Origin of the sequence: Sedimentibacter sp. MB31-C6, assembly GCF_035934735.1 — a bacterium.
GTDB lineage: Bacteria > Bacillota > Clostridia > Tissierellales > Sedimentibacteraceae > Sedimentibacter.
On sequence record NZ_CP142396.1, the window covers coordinates 818,034 to 835,483 of the forward strand.

The following is a 17,450-nucleotide window of genomic DNA, read 5'->3' on the forward strand; positions in this document are numbered from 1 at the left end:
AATGTTAATAATATTAATGAAAGGTTTAATCTATGGATAACATAATTTTTGCTTTAGATATTGGTACACGTTCAATAGTAGGTGTAGTCTGCGAAATTATTGATGGATGTCTTAAAGTTGTCGCAATAAAAAGTGTCTTTCACAATCAAAGATCTATGATTGATGGGCAAATAGAAGATATAGCTGAGGTTAGCCGAATTATAGGAATTGTTAAAGAAGATTTAGAGAGTAGTTTGAATATTAAACTAGATAAAGTGTGTATAGCGGCTGCCGGAAGGTCATTGAAAACCGAGCGTATAATGTTAGAAAAAGAGTCAGACATAAGAGTACCTATTACTGAAGATTTCAAAAATGCAATGGAATTAGAAGCATTACAACTTGCACAAAAAGTATTCTCAAAGGATTCTTTAAATGAGGATTTATTTTATTGTGTAGGATATAGCGTATTAAACTATATTCTAGATGATAAAACTATTTCCAATATTGTAGGTCACAGAGGCAAAAAAGTTTCTATAGAAATAATTGCTGCTTTTCTACCTCACACTGTTATCGAAGGTCTTTATTCATGTATGGATAACAATGATTTAGAGGTTGTGAATTTAACTTTAGAGCCTATAGCTGCCATGGATTTAATTATTCCTAAAGAACTTCGTTTATTAAATTTGGCACTAATAGATATAGGCGCGGGAACTTCAGATATAGCAATATCAAAGGTTGGAACCGTAGTTGGTTACGATATGGCTACATTGGCTGGAGACGAAATAACTGAATGCATCATGAAAAATTATATAGTAGATTTTAATAATGCTGAATCGATAAAAGCTTCTTTAATTGAAAATATAGAAGAATACACCATAACAAATATACTTGGTATTCCACAAAAAGTTTCTAAAGATCAAATTTTTGAAACTATAAGGCCATCTATATTAGACTTGTGTTCAGATATAGCTTCAAAAATTTTAAAATTAAATAACGAGCCTCCTGCTGCTGTTTTCTTAGCTGGCGGAGGAAGTAAAATACCATTTTTAAGAGAAGTTTTATCAGAACTTTTAGATGTCCCACTAACTAGAATAGCAATTGCTGAAAAAAACAGTATTAAGGATATTGATTTATCTTTAATAAATGAATTTGGTCCTGAGTTAATAACTCCAATAGGAATTGCATACTCTGTTATTTTAAATAAAAATTATGATTTTTTCAGCGTAATCGTTAATAATAAAAAAGTTAGGTTATATAGCATAAGACAAATGAAGGTTATGGATGCCTTGTTAATGTCAGGATTTGATACAAAACAACTTATAGGAATTTCTGGTAAAAGTCTACGATTCTACGTAAATGGCAAGGAACATTTTTACGCAGGAGAATATTCAACCCCTGCTCAAATTTATGTTAATTCATTGCCTGCTAATATTGAAACAACTATTAATCCTGGAGATTTAATTAAAGTTGTACCTGCAACTGACGGAGCATCTCCTAAAATAAAAATATCTGATATTGACAAGTGCGAAAAAAATGGACAAGTTTATTTTAATGGCATAAAAACAGAAATAGGCACAAAGTATTATGTTAATAACGTATTAGTTAACTCTGATTATATAATTGGAAATTCAGATTTAATAGAAATTTCAAAAATAAGTAGTTTAAAAGATTTAATAAATCTATTTAATATATATGATGAAACCAATAATACATACTTTGTTAATGGTAAATTAATTGAAATGGACTTTGAATTATATGATGGATGTATAATAGATATTTCAAGTAGTAGTGAAAAAAATATGAACAATACAGAATATGAAAATAATAATAAATCAAATGAATTAGAAGAAAAGTCAGAAATAAACTCTATTGAAGTGACAATTAATAATGAAAATGTAAAATTACCTGTTCGAGAAGATAATACTCCTTATATTTTTGCTGACATGTTAAATTATACAGATATTGATCCAGCTAATCCAAAAGGTAATATTATCTTGCTACACAATGGCAAAGAAGCATCATATTTGAACTTAATATCTAACAAAGATGTAATAATAATTAAATGGGATACTGAGTAAATTCTTTTTAAGAAAGGAGTATGTATGATTAATAGATCTTCATTAGTTAAAATTTATGATTTTAAAAAAGAATTTATAGGAAAAGGTAGGTTGTTAAACTTAAATAAACCGACGATTATTGTTAAAGGAAATAATTTGCCAGTTTTAAGTTATGATACAAAAATATATATATATGTATATGATTCCCTTAAAGGAATATTTCCTTATCTATGTAAGGTGAGCGTAGCTTCAAGCAAACAAATTACTGCTAATATCATAGGTGTAGAACCAGTCATAGAACGCAGAACTGCTTTGAAGGTTAATACCAACTTGACCTTTTATTTAGATAAGATTTATAGAGATGATGAAGATTTAACTGAAGATTTACCTCGCATAAAAATCAACTTGCATAATTTAAGTATAAGAGGAATGTTAATATCATCTAATTTTGAATTTCAAATTAATGATAGAATTATATTTTGTTTTAAAACTTTTAAATCTACACCTATATTTTTAGAAGCTAAGGTTATAAGAATCGATGATATTATTGATGAAGAAACTAATAATGTAATATCAAACAATTATGGATGTATTTTTTTAAATACTTCAAATAGTGATGAGTCTATAATATTAAAATATCTTTTTGATAGGCAACTTCAATTATACAAGGGCAGATGAATTTTAAATATTACATATTCCTAAGTCAACAAATACATAAAATTGAAACAAAAGGAGTTTTTAATGAAAAAATTATTAATTATTATTGCAACAATTGTAATAATTTTTAACATAAATAGTACATGCTATGGCGCAGAAGATAACACTTTAAGAGCTAGCTTTGACGTAGAAGACGTATCTGGTACAAATTTTAAGGAAATCACTATAACACCATATCGTTATATAAATAACAGAAGGATAGAAGAAGACGAAGACGATGAATTTTATATATACCTGCCTTCTGGTTACCAAGTTATAGGAAAATCTGCATCATTTATAGTAGATAAAGATGGAAAATATCCATTCACTATTTACTATGGAAGAAATCCTAAAACAATTTTTTATACTGTTAAAGATATTGATGAAGATGATGATGATGATAATAAATATTCCAATAAAGATGATAGAGATGATATATTCTTCGACTATGAACTTAAATATGACTATGAAAAAAAGCAAGTACTTTTTTATATGAATCTCGATAAGGTACGTTCAGTAGTTACCCCTGATAACAAAACAACTATATCAAATGAAATTAATTATTACTTGAATAAATTAGAAAACAATGTTCCTTTTAGCTTCACTATTTATGTTGATGATGAAAAATATGATTATAAAGTAATTAAGCAAGGTGAATTTTACCTTTTAATAACACTTTCACCTATAAACTATGATGACTATAGTACAATTGTAAAATATTCTGGATACAATTTTACTGATAACGATAATTACACAACTATTCCTAGTATGGACATATACGATGATAATGGTAATTATGAAGTTCTTGTTAAATCAGATACTAATTCTCAAGAATTATTTAATTTCAATATTACGGGAATTGATTACAGAAGACCTGATATAGATATTAGTTTCTTGAATGATTATACTTTTGAATTAGATGTTAAAGATGACTTTGGACTGGATTATTTAATAACTTTTGATGGAAAATATATTCCAATAAGTAAAGGTAAAGATGATATAAAAGAGTTTAATTATAAACATAATACAATAATAAATTATGATGGTATATACTATTTTACAGTTGTTGATAAAGCTGGAAATAGATCTGTTGCATCTACTAAAATTACATCCAGAAGAAGACCTCGTAAGCATTCATTGGATTATGATGTGCATGATTATAAATATACTGAGGATTTATTTGAAAATAAAGGTCTAAAATATAAAAAAACAGAGGAAACTGCGAGTACCTTTGAAATATTAATTCCTGCTTATATGAATGGCGTCAATTCTACTAATTTTAACCCAGATTCACCAATTACACGAGCAGAAATGGTAACTATTTTTTGCAGAATAAATGACCTTCCCTATGACACAACTGCTTATTTAAAAAATAAATTTACGGATATAGATAATCATTGGGCAAGGGATTATATCTCAATGGGCAGTAAAAAAAGATATGTTTCAGGATATAAGGACAAAACTTTTCGCCCAGATAGTAATGTAACTAGAGCTGAATTTTGTGAGATGTTATCAAAAATAAGTAGCTTTAAATCAAAAATAAACGCATTGCCAGCTACTAGTAACTTTAATTTCTCTGATATAAATGGCCATTGGGCAAAAAGTGCAATAATCAAAATTTCAAATAGAGATTTAGTTTCAGGTAATGGTAATTATTTTTATCCTGATAAACCAATAACTAGAGGTGAAGTTGTACATGCTATAAATAATCTTTATAATTATAGTCCTTCAGACAATGAGTTAGTTTATATTAATTCATTGTACAATAAATACTATAACTTTAAAGATATTTATTATCATAAGTATTATAATGACATAATTATTTCAGTTGTAGGTATGTATAGAGAAATTATTGATTGAAGGGGGGGAAGTAAATGGTAGTAAATTATTTAGAAGTATGCGTTGAAAATTATTTACACAAATTATTAGAAACTGACCCGAATTACAATGATATCTGCAAATGCGAACAATGTGCTGATGATATCATGGCTATGGCATTAAATAACCTTAAACCTTACTATATAACTTCAAAAAAAGGTGAAGTTTTTGCTGAATACAGTTCCTTAGAATGTCAGAATCACGCAGAAGTTGTTAAGGAAGTCATTAAAGCAATTGAATTCATTTCAAAAAATAAGAATCATGAATAAAAAGGGGTAATCACTCCTTTTTTTAATTACACTATTTTAATTAATTGAATATTTTACCTAACAAATAAAAATATACCTAAATAGTTCTCAGTTTCATTATATTGGAATTAATATAATTAAAAAAAAACTGAAAAATGCCGATATATTATATATTAGGTATATAAATTAATCATTTAGTTTAATTAAGGAGAGAAAATTGAAGAAAGTTATTACATACGGTTCTTTTGATTTGTTTCACGATGGCCATTATAGATTGTTAAAAAGAGCAAAAGAATTAGGTGATTACCTTATTGTTGGGGTTACAACAGAGCAATATGACGAGTATAGAGGTAAGCTTAATATTATTGATTCTATAGTAAATAGAATTGAACATATAAAACAAACGGGTTTTGCAGATGAAATTATAATTGAAGACCACATGGGCCAAAAAATCGAGGATATATTAAAATATAATATTGATATTTTTACTGTTGGCTCGGATTGGACTGGAAAATTTGATTATTTAAAGGAGTACTGTGAAGTTATATATCTAGAAAGAACAAAAGGTATTTCCAGTACAATGCTAAGAGTTACTAATTATAATATTATTAAAATTGGAATTATAGGAAGCGGAAGAATAGCAAATAGATTTGTGCCAGAATCAAAAGCAGTAAATGGTGTAAATGTTGAATCTGTTTATAATCCACATTTACAAAGTGCAAAAAAATTAGCTGATAAATTCGAACTAAATACCTATACTGATAATATCGATATATTTTATAATGACATTGATGCAGTATATATTGCATCTCCACATAATACTCATTATGAATATATAAAATCATCTTTAATTAATGGAAAACACGTATTATGCGAAAAACCTATGGTATTAAGTAAATCACAGGCTGAAGAATTATTTGATATAGCAATAAGTAACAATCTCGTTTTATTGGAAGCAATTAAGACTGCATATACTCCAGGATTTTTAAAGCTAATAGGAATCGCTAAAAGTGGTGAAATTGGAGTGATACGGGATGTTGAAGCATGCTTTACGAAGTTAGTTTCTGGAAATATTAGAGAATTGCAAAAGGAAGAAAATGGCGGTAGTTTTACTGAACTTGCAAGCTATCCACTATTAGCCATAATAAAAATACTAGGTACTGATTATAAAGAAGTTCGGTTTGATTGCTTTGTAGATAAAAATGGTATAGATTTATATACGAAAGCCTATTTATATTATGACACTACTATAGCCACTGCTAAGGTTGGTTTAGGAGTAAAGTCAGAAGGTCAACTTATTATATCAGGAACTAACGGATATCTTTTAGCAGAAGCTCCATGGTGGAAAACACAACATTTTGAAGTAAGACATGAAGACTCTAATAAAAATGAAAAATTTTACACAAAATTTTATGCTGAAGGTTTAAGATATGAAATTAGTGATTTTGAATCCCTAATTAACGGCAATAAAAAAAAGGAATTTAAACTTACAGCTATTGAATCAGTTGTTTTAGCAAAAATAATGGAAGACTTCATAAATGGTAAGAACAAAAATATAATTACAATTAATTAACAATGATGAGGTGTACTATGAAAAATTTAATCTCAATTATTGTCCCTGTATATAATGTAGAAAGACACATTATAAAATGTATTGAAAGCATTACTAATCAAACTTACACGAATTTAGAAATTATTTGCATAAATGATGGTTCTACTGATGATAGTGGTAAAATATGTGATGATTATTCTAAAAGGGATAATAGAATTAAAGTAATTCATAAAAAAAATGAAGGTGTAAGTTCTGCAAGAAATTTCGGCTTAAAATATGCGACCGGCGAATTTATTGGATTTGTAGATCCAGATGATTGGATTGAAAATAGAATGTATGAAGTTATGATTGATGCTTTATTAGAGAATAATGCTGATATAGCAATAGCTAATTATTACATTGACACTGATGAAACTACTACTCCAATGATTAATCAAGAACAAATTGATTATAAACCTTTTAATCAAGAAAAACTTATTACCTATGCGTTTAAAAGAGATGAATACAAAGGTTTCGGTGCGTATATTTGGAATAAATTATTTAGAGCTTCTTTGTTTAAAATGAATGATAGCTCTACATTAAATTTTGATGAAAATATTACATTTTGTGAAGATATTATATTTTTTACAAACTTAGCACTAAATTCAAAAAAATCAATTTATATAACAAAACCTATGTATCATTATTATAAGCGTAACAGTTCTCTTTCACATACAGCAGATATATCTAAAAGAGTAGGTAGTTTACATGCTTATAAAAGAATAATCGAAATGTTAGAAAATAAGCATATAGTTACTTGGCTTAAACGTTTCTATACATATCATGCTAGTCTTATCCTAGAAATTTGTGTGAATAACAATTATGATGACAAAATAACAATTTACGCTAATGAAACGAAAAGATATATTAAAGAGTACATAAATACTAATACTGAATACCCCGAAAGAATTCAACGAATGGAGAAATTGCTTCAATATAATGTGAATGTATAGTATAAAGTGATTTTCAAATTAATGAAAATATAAAAATGAGGTGGCTTAATGTTTTATCTTCGAAGAGGTACAAATCAACAAGAAGAATATGCATACTGTTATTTAACGTCCATGCAATACCTGAAACTTAAAAACAATAATAAAAATATAAGTAAGTTTTTTATAGATAATAACTTTAAAAGAATAGCTATTTATGGTTTAGGACAATTTGCTGATATATTATATAATGACTTAATAAAAACAGATGTTCAAGTAATGTATTTCATTGATAAAGAATGTAAAAAATTCACATATGGGTATAATGATATACCTGTAGTTAATGTGAACTCTATCAGTAAGGAACCCGATGTAGATGTTATTGTTATCACATCAGTATATCATTGCAATGAGGCAATAGATGAACTGTTGAAAAACGGTAAAGAGTTAGAAAGCATAATTAATTTTAATGATGTTGTATTTGGAATGGAGAGTGAATAACCAATGAAGAAAATAGGTATTTTAAATTTTCATTTTTGTGATAATTATGGAGCTGTTTTACAATGTTATGCTTTAAAATATACAATAAATAAATTAGATGGATGTTATGCAGAAGTTATAAACTTTAATCCCAATTGGAAACCTAGTTCTTTTGAAAATGAAATTATTAAAAATAAATATATTAGTAAACTAGATAAATATGAAAAATTCAGAGAAAAGTATCTAGAAATTGAGAGTGACTTTATTTATGACATGACTTCAGATAAATGTCCTAAGTTTGACTATTATATTGTAGGTAGTGATCAGGTTTGGAATACTACTTTTAGTTTTTCCAATACTGCTTACTTTCTCGATTTTGTAGAGGATAATTCAGTTAAGATTTCTTATGCAGCAAGTATTGGAATTGGACTTGAAGATAAAAGGTTAAATCCTAAGATATTTGAAAAATATATACCTAATTTTAATTATTTATCAATCAGAGAAAAAACTCACGAGGCTTTTGTACAGCAATTTACAGAAAAAAAAGTTCATACTGTGTTAGATCCAACTCTACTACTTGAAAAAGAAGAATATGATAAATTAATTGATAATACAAAAAGTGAAAAAGAAAAAGATAAATATATATTTTTTTACTTTCTTAATCATGATAAAACTGCTCCATTAGCCATAAGTTTTGTAAATATGTTAGCTAGAAAATATAATTTAAAAGTTATTCATTTTTTTACAGAGGCACCAAAAGGATTATTTAAAAATAATTCAGATAGTTTTTTCTTTGATGGACCAATTGACTTTCTATGGTACATTAAAAATGCAGAAATAATAGTGACTAATTCCTTTCATGGAACTATTTTTTCAATACTATATCAAAAACCATTTTATACTTATATAGTTAAAAGTATGTCATCAAGAATTTATGATTTATTAGAAAACTTAGGCCTTAAAAATAGAATAATCTCTGGATTTAAAAAACTAAGAGATGTTGATTTTAATATTGATTACACTGAAGTAAATAAGAAAATTAAATTTTCTAGAGAATATTCCTTGAACTTTTTAAAAAAGTCATTGAATATTAAAAAATTTTAATATTGAGAAATGTCCGGAAAATTAGTAATTTTTCGGACATTTCTTCGAATTGATGCATTAATTAAATGTTAGTACTTTTACGACTCCATGAAGCATGATTACTAATAATTTTAGCTGTAGCTCCACCTCCAGCTACAGAATTATGTGGAACATCCTTTCTAACTAACGTCTGCGCTGTAACTAAACTACCTTGCCCTATATGAACTCCTTTTAGTACAGTTACATTAGATGTCAACCACACATTATCCTCTATAACAACCTTCTGAGGAGGATTAGTCATCCTTCCTTCTGCATCCAAAACTTGATGATGATCACTGTCATAAACTAAAATATTACGACCTAACATTACATTATCTCCAAAGATTATATTTTGGGCAACAATAATAGTACTACCTCCATTTACGGTGAAATACCCTGCTTCAAATATTGCGTTATTTTTTAATTCTAAAACTGTATCATAAAAGAGTTTTGCCCCACCTTTTGAAATCCATTTTGAGTTTTTTTCCATACGTAAATAGGTTTCTGCTTTTGATTTTCTTAATTTATTATGACCAATAGTAATGTTATTACCACTAAGAATAATTCGTGCACTTTTATCAATATCTAATACTGAATTTTTCATTGTAAAAATATAGCATTTCTCTTCTCGTATTACACAATTAGAAATAAAATTCCAGTATATAAATTTAAATATGTCAATTCTTTTCAATATATATATATAATGTTTACATTTTTGAATTATTTTTTCTTTCATATAATCCCTCATATCAATATTTTTTTACCACTAAAACTTTTTAATGCTTTATGATACAAATATAGCTTTATTTATCTGTAAAACACATTTGAACTGCTGTAGTAAATGGATATTTTTCTAAAAGTTTAAAAAATCGATTGCGCTCTGTTCCTTCTTGTGCAGATGTTAATATGCAAGGGTTTCCTTTAATAGCACTTTCTAATGATTGTTCTTCTAAAGTAATTGAATCTTTTATAGACGTAATCAAACTCTTCCCTTTTTCTGAATTTACCATAATTACTGATATTCCATTAAACATATCTTTAGAATCTGCTCCTTGTATTCCCCAAAAATCACCGATAGTTATATCAGCAATCCTTGGTAACTCTTTATATTTGCAATTATGACACGAAGGTCTCATATACAAATTCCCTTTAATGAAACCTTTTACCCACAAATCATTATTTTTATCTTTATAATATTCAGAACCATTTTTAAACTTAACTAAAGTAGCTAAACTTGTCCAGCCATTTTTCTTATTTTTTAAATGAACAAATTCAATTTCAGAATTATATTCATTCTCCAATTCTTCCATATAACTTTTAAAGACCATTGGTGAATTAACACCTCTACAAATAAAATCAGCTATAACAAGATTGTTATAGTCTTTCTTCAAAAATGATTGCAATGCACCCCCCTGACAAGGAGTACCACAAAATAGTACTTTCTTACCTTCTTCAAGAAGTTTTTTAACAGTAAGATAAATTCCTTTAGCATCACTTTGAAAATACTTGGAACCCATAACCTGATTTAAGCCTTCAATTGTATTAGAATATATATGCTTAGCTCCTTTATAATTGCCCGTATACCTTGATCCTACAATATATCCTCCTGAGTTTATAAAATAACTTGCCATAGCATAATACATACCACCTGAAGTGCTTTTTAATCTAATATCAGTATTATTAATCCATCCTGAATAAACTTCAGGCTTATTCTTCTTAAAATCAATTTTTGTTAAACTTGGACATGACTTAATGCAGTTTTGGCATTTTATACACTTACTATAGTCAACATCAGGATACCAAAATCCTTCTTTGTCTAGTGGGTAAGTGATTGCATCAACCGGACATACATCTGAACACATTTTACATCCAGTACATTGTTCCTTCTTAATATTATTAATCATAACCTTACCTCTCATATTTAATATATAATTACAATCTGTCAAAGTCGCAATTATCTGGATCATATCTTAACCTTGAATTAATATTTATACTATTAATTTGTTCGACTTCTTGATTAGTTAATTCGAAGTCAAAAATATCCATATTCTCCCTTAGATGATCAAGCTTTGTGGTGTTTACTATTGGGATATTTCCATTTTGCATATGCCATCTTAATATAATTTGTGGTATTGACTTATTATAATTTTTTGATATTATTTCTAACTTTCTATTACGTTTTAAACGAAAATCCATTCTTCCTGTAGGGGTATATGCCATAACTTGTATACCATTTTCATTACAATAGTCAATTAAATTATTTTGAGTAAATAATGGGTGACATTCAAATTGATTAACCATTGGCATTATTTCAGCAACTTTTTTCAACTCTTCTAAATGATGAATATTAAAGTTACATACTCCAATTGCTCTACACAGTCCCTCTTTATATATTTGCTCCATTTGCTTCCAAGATTTTAAATATGTATCTGTTTGTGGCCAATGAATTAAATATAAATCAACGTAATCCATATTTAATTGCTCAAGACTCGATATAATAGCTTCTTTAACTGTTTTATTTTTTTGATCAAAATTACTAAGTTTAGTTATTATAAAATAATCATCTCTATTATACCCCTTAAGCTCATGTCCCAATACGTATTCACTCCCACCATATGCTCTCGAAGTATCAAATAACCTACAATTTAATTTAGGTGCATATTTTACAATCTTAGGCAAAGAATTATCTACTTTTAACCTTTTAAAATTCTTGCTCTTTACTAATTTGTAATATTGTTTAGTTCTTCTATAAATTTTGGTAACTCTATTACTTGAGTTTCTCCAAGTTTGAGCTATATCTGTTCCAAAACCCATTTCAGGTATACTTATTCCATTTGATAAGATTCTTTTATAACTTGTTGTTATTTCACCGTTAATCACTTTAAATCACCTCCTTGAATTATGTGCTTTTAAGTATATAAAAATTCCTCATGACCTTCAAAATATTTTTACTAGTCTTGAGGAATTTGACATAATACAAGATTTCATTTTTTATATACTTCGTCGTATATTTTACTATGTATTCGCTCCCCTGCTTTTCCATCAAGATTAGGAAATGTATCTTCAGTAATTTTTAATCTATTATGCAAATTATAATCTTTATCATTAAGTATCATATCCCTAAAATCTGTAATAGAAGTACCTAAATAATCAATATAAAATGCTGAAGGATCAGTAAAATAATTAAAAGTCTTAATTGAACCATATGGTTCTAAATGATAAATAGGTTTTTTAGTGATTAAATAATTATTTATTATAGAACTACCATCACTAATAAGTGCATCTGATAAAATAAACGATAAAAGGTATGTAGATGTAGTATCCAAAATACAATTTTCTATTTTTTCTACTGATTCCTCTAATTTCACGTATTTGTTATATAAATCTGGTGTATATTTCTTAATGCCAGAACGTGCTAAAGGATGTGGTCTCCATATTAAAGCACAATTAGGATTATCAATAATAGAATGTATTAAATTTTCTAAATCTTCAACAGTTTCCTGTCCTTTTATACTAAAGTGAAAAATTTTTGTATTTAATAAAAATACCTTTTTCCCTTGAAGCTTTTTTATCCATTCTTTAGGAATATTATAATTTTTATTATGCAAATTATAAATAACAGAATCTATTTTTGGAGACCCATATGTTAACAAATTACTAGAATCAAAACCGAAACCAGTTAAAAAATTGCTAAATGCTACGGATTGACAAATTACCTTATGTGAATTATAAATTCCAGGCATTTTGTAGAAATTATTAATTTTATCATCTTTATTAAGACTATATGACATACTTACAAAGTATGGGCAATATACCAGCATATTAGTGTATTTTACTAAATTCCTAGAATAATATTGAGTAGGTACTCGAGTCAAAGTATTGTATTCATCATATGGATTGTGAAAATAAATAATATCAGGTTTTTTTACAGAAATATCATAATCCTTAAAATGTGTTACTGGAACCTCTTCATTAAAATTATCACCCTCATACTCTAAGGTAGAAAAATCATTTTTTTCTGTATTAACATAGTAAGGAATTGGAACTACATGACAGTTACACCTTGGGTCATCTTTAGCTGCTCTCCAAATACTTTCCATTGAATCCCACATCGAAGACTTGTACGGTAAAAAAACTATTTCCAGTTTAACTTCTGATTCATCCAATAGACTACCTTTTAAACTAATTATTAAGTTTTCTATTTTATATGAAATTTCTTTAGTATTTTGGCCGTTATTAACAAAGGTCTTCATTTGCATTATTTTTTCAATTATGGAGTTTATTTTTATAGCATAAAAAGATATCCTATTTTCTGATAACCCTGATTCTAAAGAATTAAAGATTGAAGAAATTGCATTTATACAGTCATCTAATACTTGAATTGCTAAATGGCTTTCAGCATTTTGCGCATATGTTATCCCTTCTATAATAGTAGGAATTAATTCAATTATTTTATTTCTAATGTTAAGTCTCATATTTGTCCTCTTATTCTAATCAGTAAAATTTATATATTATTCAGATTCATTTGTTAATTTTGAATTCTGTACCACTTCAAGTTCTTCTTCGTTTAGTAAGCTTCTATAAAATTCACTAAGTTTTAATCCCCCACTAAATTCGCTTGCTTTTAACAAATATAGTTTATCTTTAAACTTACTAATATCATATAATTTATTTAAAAATATAATGATATCTTCTTCTTTTTCCTGAGTTAAAAATGTTTTAATTAGTATTGTCAGTCTTTCAAAATCGTACTTATTTGTTTTTAATAATGCAACTGCCAACTCTACAATTTTAGGTTTATTATCACTTAATCGATATGCATTTAGTAAATTAGTATAAACTCTATCTATTTTACCAATAGTAAAACTCTCAATATCCTTTGTATAATGTTCACAATAGTAGATACACTTTTCTAAATACTCTATAGATTCATCTATCATATTTTCTCTCAATGTAACTGTACTTATATGCATATAATAATCTGGATAATCAGGGAAATTTTTTATTGCTTCATCGAATATTTTCTTTATATCTATATAAGGCATTGATAATGCTATCATGTTTATCATAATATTGCTATAAATAGTATAATAATAATCAAAAATTAAGCTTTTATCCATATACTCTAATGACTTGAGACTATAATTGAGAGCTTCTTCATATTTCCCTTCCATATTAAGCTGTTTACTTAAATAAAGATTTAATTTACAATCTTCTGGGTTTTCTTCAAGTTCTTTTTTTAATAAATTTTCATTTCTTTCATTCTTATTTTTATTCTTTACTTCTTCTTTATCATACCCAGTATGAAATATTTTTAAGTGTTTACTTACATCAGATAACAAAGGATTAGCATTTGAAGTTCTTGTATTACTAAGAACTTCATGTATTTTTTTATTATATCTAATATAGTCTTTTCGTTTAAAGATTCTAGGACTTATATTTTTTACCGTAGCTAATATATTATTGTTTGAATCAATATTAATTAACTCACAAGTTAATCCATCAACATTTTTCTTTTCACCGTATTTAATTATACATTCTTTAATCAATTTCACAGATTCTTCTGAAAAATATTCGTCACAGTCAAGAAATATAATCCAATCACCTTTGGCTTTGTCTAACGCAAAGTTTCTTGCAGCGCTAAAATCATCAATCCACTCAAAGTGAAATATTTTTGCTCCTGCTTTTTTAGCTTTTTCTACTGTTCTGTCAGTGGAACCTGTGTCTACTACTATTTGTTCATCTACTATATCTTTAAGATGATTTAAGCAGTATTCTATATTATTTTCTTCATTTTTTGCTATTAAACATTGTGAAATATACATATTTTTGCTCCTTACGTTAGTTTGCTAATTGGCAGTGAAAGTTTTTATCTATATAATCTTAACATTCTTTGCAAAGGATTTTATTGTCAATTCTCCATTAATGCTGTCAAATATTATTGTTCGTCCATAATTTTCTCCTACATCTTGAGCTATAATTTTTACATTAAGCTTACTGAGTATTTCCTTTGTTGCTATAACATTTCTTTCTCCTATATTTCCTATAGCTGAATTACTTTTTATTTCAAACATCTTTGCTCCACCTGCAATTTTTGCAGTCATTCTAGTTCTCAAACATCCCATAAGTTCCATTTTTTTAATCATTTCAGTAATTCCTGTATCTGCATATTTAAAAATATTTGATTTATCTTTATTATTGTTTGTTGGAAGCATTATGTGAGCCATCCCTGCAATTTGTTTAACCTTATCATATAAACAAATACCTACACAAGACCCTAATGCATACGAAATTAATTTATCTGGAGCATCAACTATTTTCATGTCAGATATGCCTACGTTAACTGTCGAACGTACAATCGTTACACTCATATATCAACTCCAAATTTTTTAAGTAGAATTTTCAGGGATGACATACTAGGTAAAAGTAACATGTTACTATATACAGTTTCTTCACTGCAGAAATACTTTTCTTTTATAAAGATAACTTTATCTGCTACTTCTGCAAACTCAGCTGTAACAGCGTCTAATAAAGCTCCTGTCATATCAACATTTAAAGAAGGAACTGTTATATCTATTTTCATATTAGTCAGACTAGCAATGGAATTTACATAGGAAGAAACCATAATATTTCCTATCTCCGATAACGCTGACATTTCCATTTCTGAAATTTCTTCAAAACTATGTAATTCCGTCCCTAACAAAGAATTTAAAATAAGGTGGACAAATTCTCTTTTTAATAAAAACAAAATTACACCTTCTATATCTCCTGAAAAGCTTACTAAAATGCCAACTACCACATTTTCTGCACCACCCATAGAGTCTATGGCAGCATCGAAATTCAATATACTTACTTCAGGAACATTCATATCTATTCTTTTAGATAACATACTTGAAAGAGAGGTTGCAGCGTTACCTGCTCCTATATTTCCAATTTCTTTTAATAAATCTATATGCATTTCATTTAATTCACTATAGTTCACATGTAAACCTCCTTACTCTATATCTGATGAATTTAATGTTACTATAGTAATATCATTTCCATCATTGTATATTTTGCTATAACTAATATCTTGTCTAACATTATATTTCATCCATCCAATTGTAATCCTGGTATTTGAATAAATAATCCCAGTACATATTATTTTATGATCTGCTAAATTGTCTGTTTGTACAACATCATTTAACTTACTTTTAATTTCAGATATTTCATTGTTTATTTTTATTTTCTTTAAGACAAATTGTTTTTTTATATTAATTTTATTTGAATCATCTAAACTAGAGTTTTCAATTAAAGCAGCTTTTTCTTCTATTTCTTGTAATTCTTTGTTCTTTTTTTCCAAATCAACTTTTAAATGATGATTTCTTTTATTATTCTTTTCTATTTCTGCTTGTTTTTTTTGATATTCACTTAAGTCTAAAATCAAGTATGTTTCTGAATTTGTTTTATTACCGATTGTTTTTGCATAAATTAAATTCATTGCTTTTGTAGTTCCACCTAAAATAGCAGCATTATGTCCCCTTAATTTTACAGAATCTTTAGCTACAACCTCACTATTAATTAAAGCTTCCGCGTAAACAGTTTTATCAGAAACCACCATTGCATTCTCTATATATTTACTTGTTACATTACCTTTTGCATATATAGAGCCTTTCCCCATTCCATTCATGCCTTTACTTATAACTACATCACTGTCAGATTCTATAAATGCTCCTTCAACCATTCCCCGAATTTTTATATCACCCTTTGCTTTTACAGAAAATCCAGCCTTAACATCTCCGTTTATTACTACACTACCAATAAAATCAATATTTCCAGTTTCGTTATCTACATTATTTACCCTGTAAACATTTTCTACATATACTTTATCATTTTTTAATTCTACACATCCATCAGTACTTGCCCTTAGTTCTAGCTCATTTTCTGATATATATGTATTATTACCGCTAGAAAAACTAACTGTTTTTCCTTCTTTAAATTTTATGGGTTCTCCATAAACATCTACTCCATCTACTCCATCTTCAACTGGTTTAATATGACATAATATATCATCTTTCTTTACATTGATTACATTATTTAAATTTCTAAAGTTTATTGTACCGTCTTCTTCTTCTATAAATTTACTATCTGTCGATGTGTCAAAATCATAAACTATTTCTGCATCTTTCCCATTTATTGGGTCTAATCCACATGCTGCTACTAGCTCCTTGGAATAATCTTTACTTTCACAATAGTCTTTTATTTCCTGCTCTTTTATTCCATATACAATGCCGTACTCTTTTAAATAATTTATTATTTCATCTGCTACTAATTCTGCCTGTTTGTCAATTAACTCAATTCTAACATATGCTTTTAGTTTATTCGCTGATACAAGATGACTAATATTATACTTTGGCATAATTTTCTCTTCATTATTTTCAATGTTATCAATTTTATCATCAATCCTAATTTCTTTATCCATAGTGCCACC

Annotated in this window: 16 protein-coding genes; 8 read left to right on the plus strand and 8 right to left on the minus strand. The window is 27.3% G+C overall.

Translation table 11 applies throughout. The features are described from left to right. Positions 1-32: 32 nt before the first annotated feature. From U8307_RS03975 to U8307_RS04010, 8 genes are all read left to right on the plus strand, one after another. Positions 33-2,057: a cell division protein FtsA gene (locus U8307_RS03975; RefSeq protein WP_326910406.1), complete on the plus strand. Its 2,025-nt coding sequence runs from the start codon at positions 33-35 to the stop codon at positions 2,055-2,057. 24 nt (positions 2,058-2,081) lie between these two features. Further along, positions 2,082-2,714, plus strand: a complete 633-nt coding sequence (locus U8307_RS03980; protein WP_326910407.1) for a PilZ domain-containing protein — start codon at positions 2,082-2,084, stop codon at positions 2,712-2,714. Positions 2,715-2,777: 63 nt separating this feature from the next. After that, complete coding sequence (locus U8307_RS03985) at positions 2,778-4,592, plus strand: S-layer homology domain-containing protein (RefSeq protein ID WP_326910408.1); 1,815 nt, start codon at positions 2,778-2,780, stop codon at positions 4,590-4,592. Between the two features lie 14 nt (positions 4,593-4,606). Continuing rightward, a complete protein-coding gene (locus tag U8307_RS03990) occupies positions 4,607-4,879 on the plus strand; it encodes a late competence development ComFB family protein (RefSeq protein WP_326910409.1) in 273 nt (90 codons plus the stop codon). 196 nt (positions 4,880-5,075) lie between these two features. Beyond that, complete coding sequence (locus U8307_RS03995) at positions 5,076-6,431, plus strand: Gfo/Idh/MocA family oxidoreductase (protein WP_326910410.1); 1,356 nt, start codon at positions 5,076-5,078, stop codon at positions 6,429-6,431. Positions 6,432-6,448: 17 nt separating this feature from the next. Further along, on the plus strand, positions 6,449-7,402 hold the full coding sequence (locus tag U8307_RS04000; protein WP_326910411.1) for a glycosyltransferase: 954 nt from the start codon (positions 6,449-6,451) through the stop codon (positions 7,400-7,402). 48 nt (positions 7,403-7,450) lie between these two features. Beyond that, positions 7,451-7,879 (plus strand): hypothetical protein, encoded by a 429-nt coding sequence (locus U8307_RS04005; RefSeq protein ID WP_326910412.1) that lies wholly within the window; start codon positions 7,451-7,453, stop codon positions 7,877-7,879. 3 nt (positions 7,880-7,882) lie between these two features. Continuing rightward, positions 7,883-8,962, plus strand: coding sequence for a polysaccharide pyruvyl transferase family protein (locus U8307_RS04010; protein ID WP_326910414.1), 1,080 nt, complete (start codon positions 7,883-7,885; stop codon positions 8,960-8,962). A 61-nt stretch (positions 8,963-9,023) separates the two neighbouring features. Here U8307_RS04010 and U8307_RS04015 read toward each other — a convergent pair whose 3' ends face one another. From U8307_RS04015 to U8307_RS04050, 8 genes are all read right to left on the minus strand, one after another. Next, positions 9,024-9,716, minus strand: coding sequence for an acyltransferase (locus U8307_RS04015; protein WP_326910416.1), 693 nt, complete (start codon positions 9,714-9,716; stop codon positions 9,024-9,026). Positions 9,717-9,783: 67 nt separating this feature from the next. Further along, complete coding sequence (locus U8307_RS04020) at positions 9,784-10,884, minus strand: Coenzyme F420 hydrogenase/dehydrogenase, beta subunit C-terminal domain (protein ID WP_326910417.1); 1,101 nt, start codon at positions 10,882-10,884, stop codon at positions 9,784-9,786. A gap of 28 nt (positions 10,885-10,912) precedes the next feature. After that, positions 10,913-11,860 carry an aldo/keto reductase gene (locus tag U8307_RS04025; protein ID WP_326910418.1) on the minus strand — a complete coding sequence of 316 codons (948 nt, stop codon included), beginning with the start codon at positions 11,858-11,860 and terminating at the stop codon, positions 10,913-10,915. Between the two features lie 104 nt (positions 11,861-11,964). Next, entirely contained in the window at positions 11,965-13,455 is a 1,491-nt protein-coding gene (locus U8307_RS04030; protein WP_326910419.1) for a CDP-glycerol glycerophosphotransferase family protein, read from the minus strand. A 36-nt stretch (positions 13,456-13,491) separates the two neighbouring features. Next, entirely contained in the window at positions 13,492-14,805 is a 1,314-nt protein-coding gene (locus U8307_RS04035; RefSeq protein WP_326910420.1) for a glycosyltransferase, read from the minus strand. A gap of 48 nt (positions 14,806-14,853) precedes the next feature. Further along, on the minus strand, positions 14,854-15,351 hold the full coding sequence (locus tag U8307_RS04040; protein ID WP_326910421.1) for a chemotaxis protein CheD: 498 nt from the start codon (positions 15,349-15,351) through the stop codon (positions 14,854-14,856). Then, positions 15,348-15,962: a chemotaxis protein CheC gene (locus U8307_RS04045; RefSeq protein ID WP_326910422.1), complete on the minus strand. Its 615-nt coding sequence runs from the start codon at positions 15,960-15,962 to the stop codon at positions 15,348-15,350. Before U8307_RS04045 ends, U8307_RS04040 begins: the two co-directional genes overlap by 4 nt. 12 nt (positions 15,963-15,974) lie before the next feature. Continuing rightward, entirely contained in the window at positions 15,975-17,441 is a 1,467-nt protein-coding gene (locus tag U8307_RS04050) for a DUF342 domain-containing protein (protein ID WP_326910423.1), read from the minus strand. Positions 17,442-17,450: the final 9 nt, after the last annotated feature.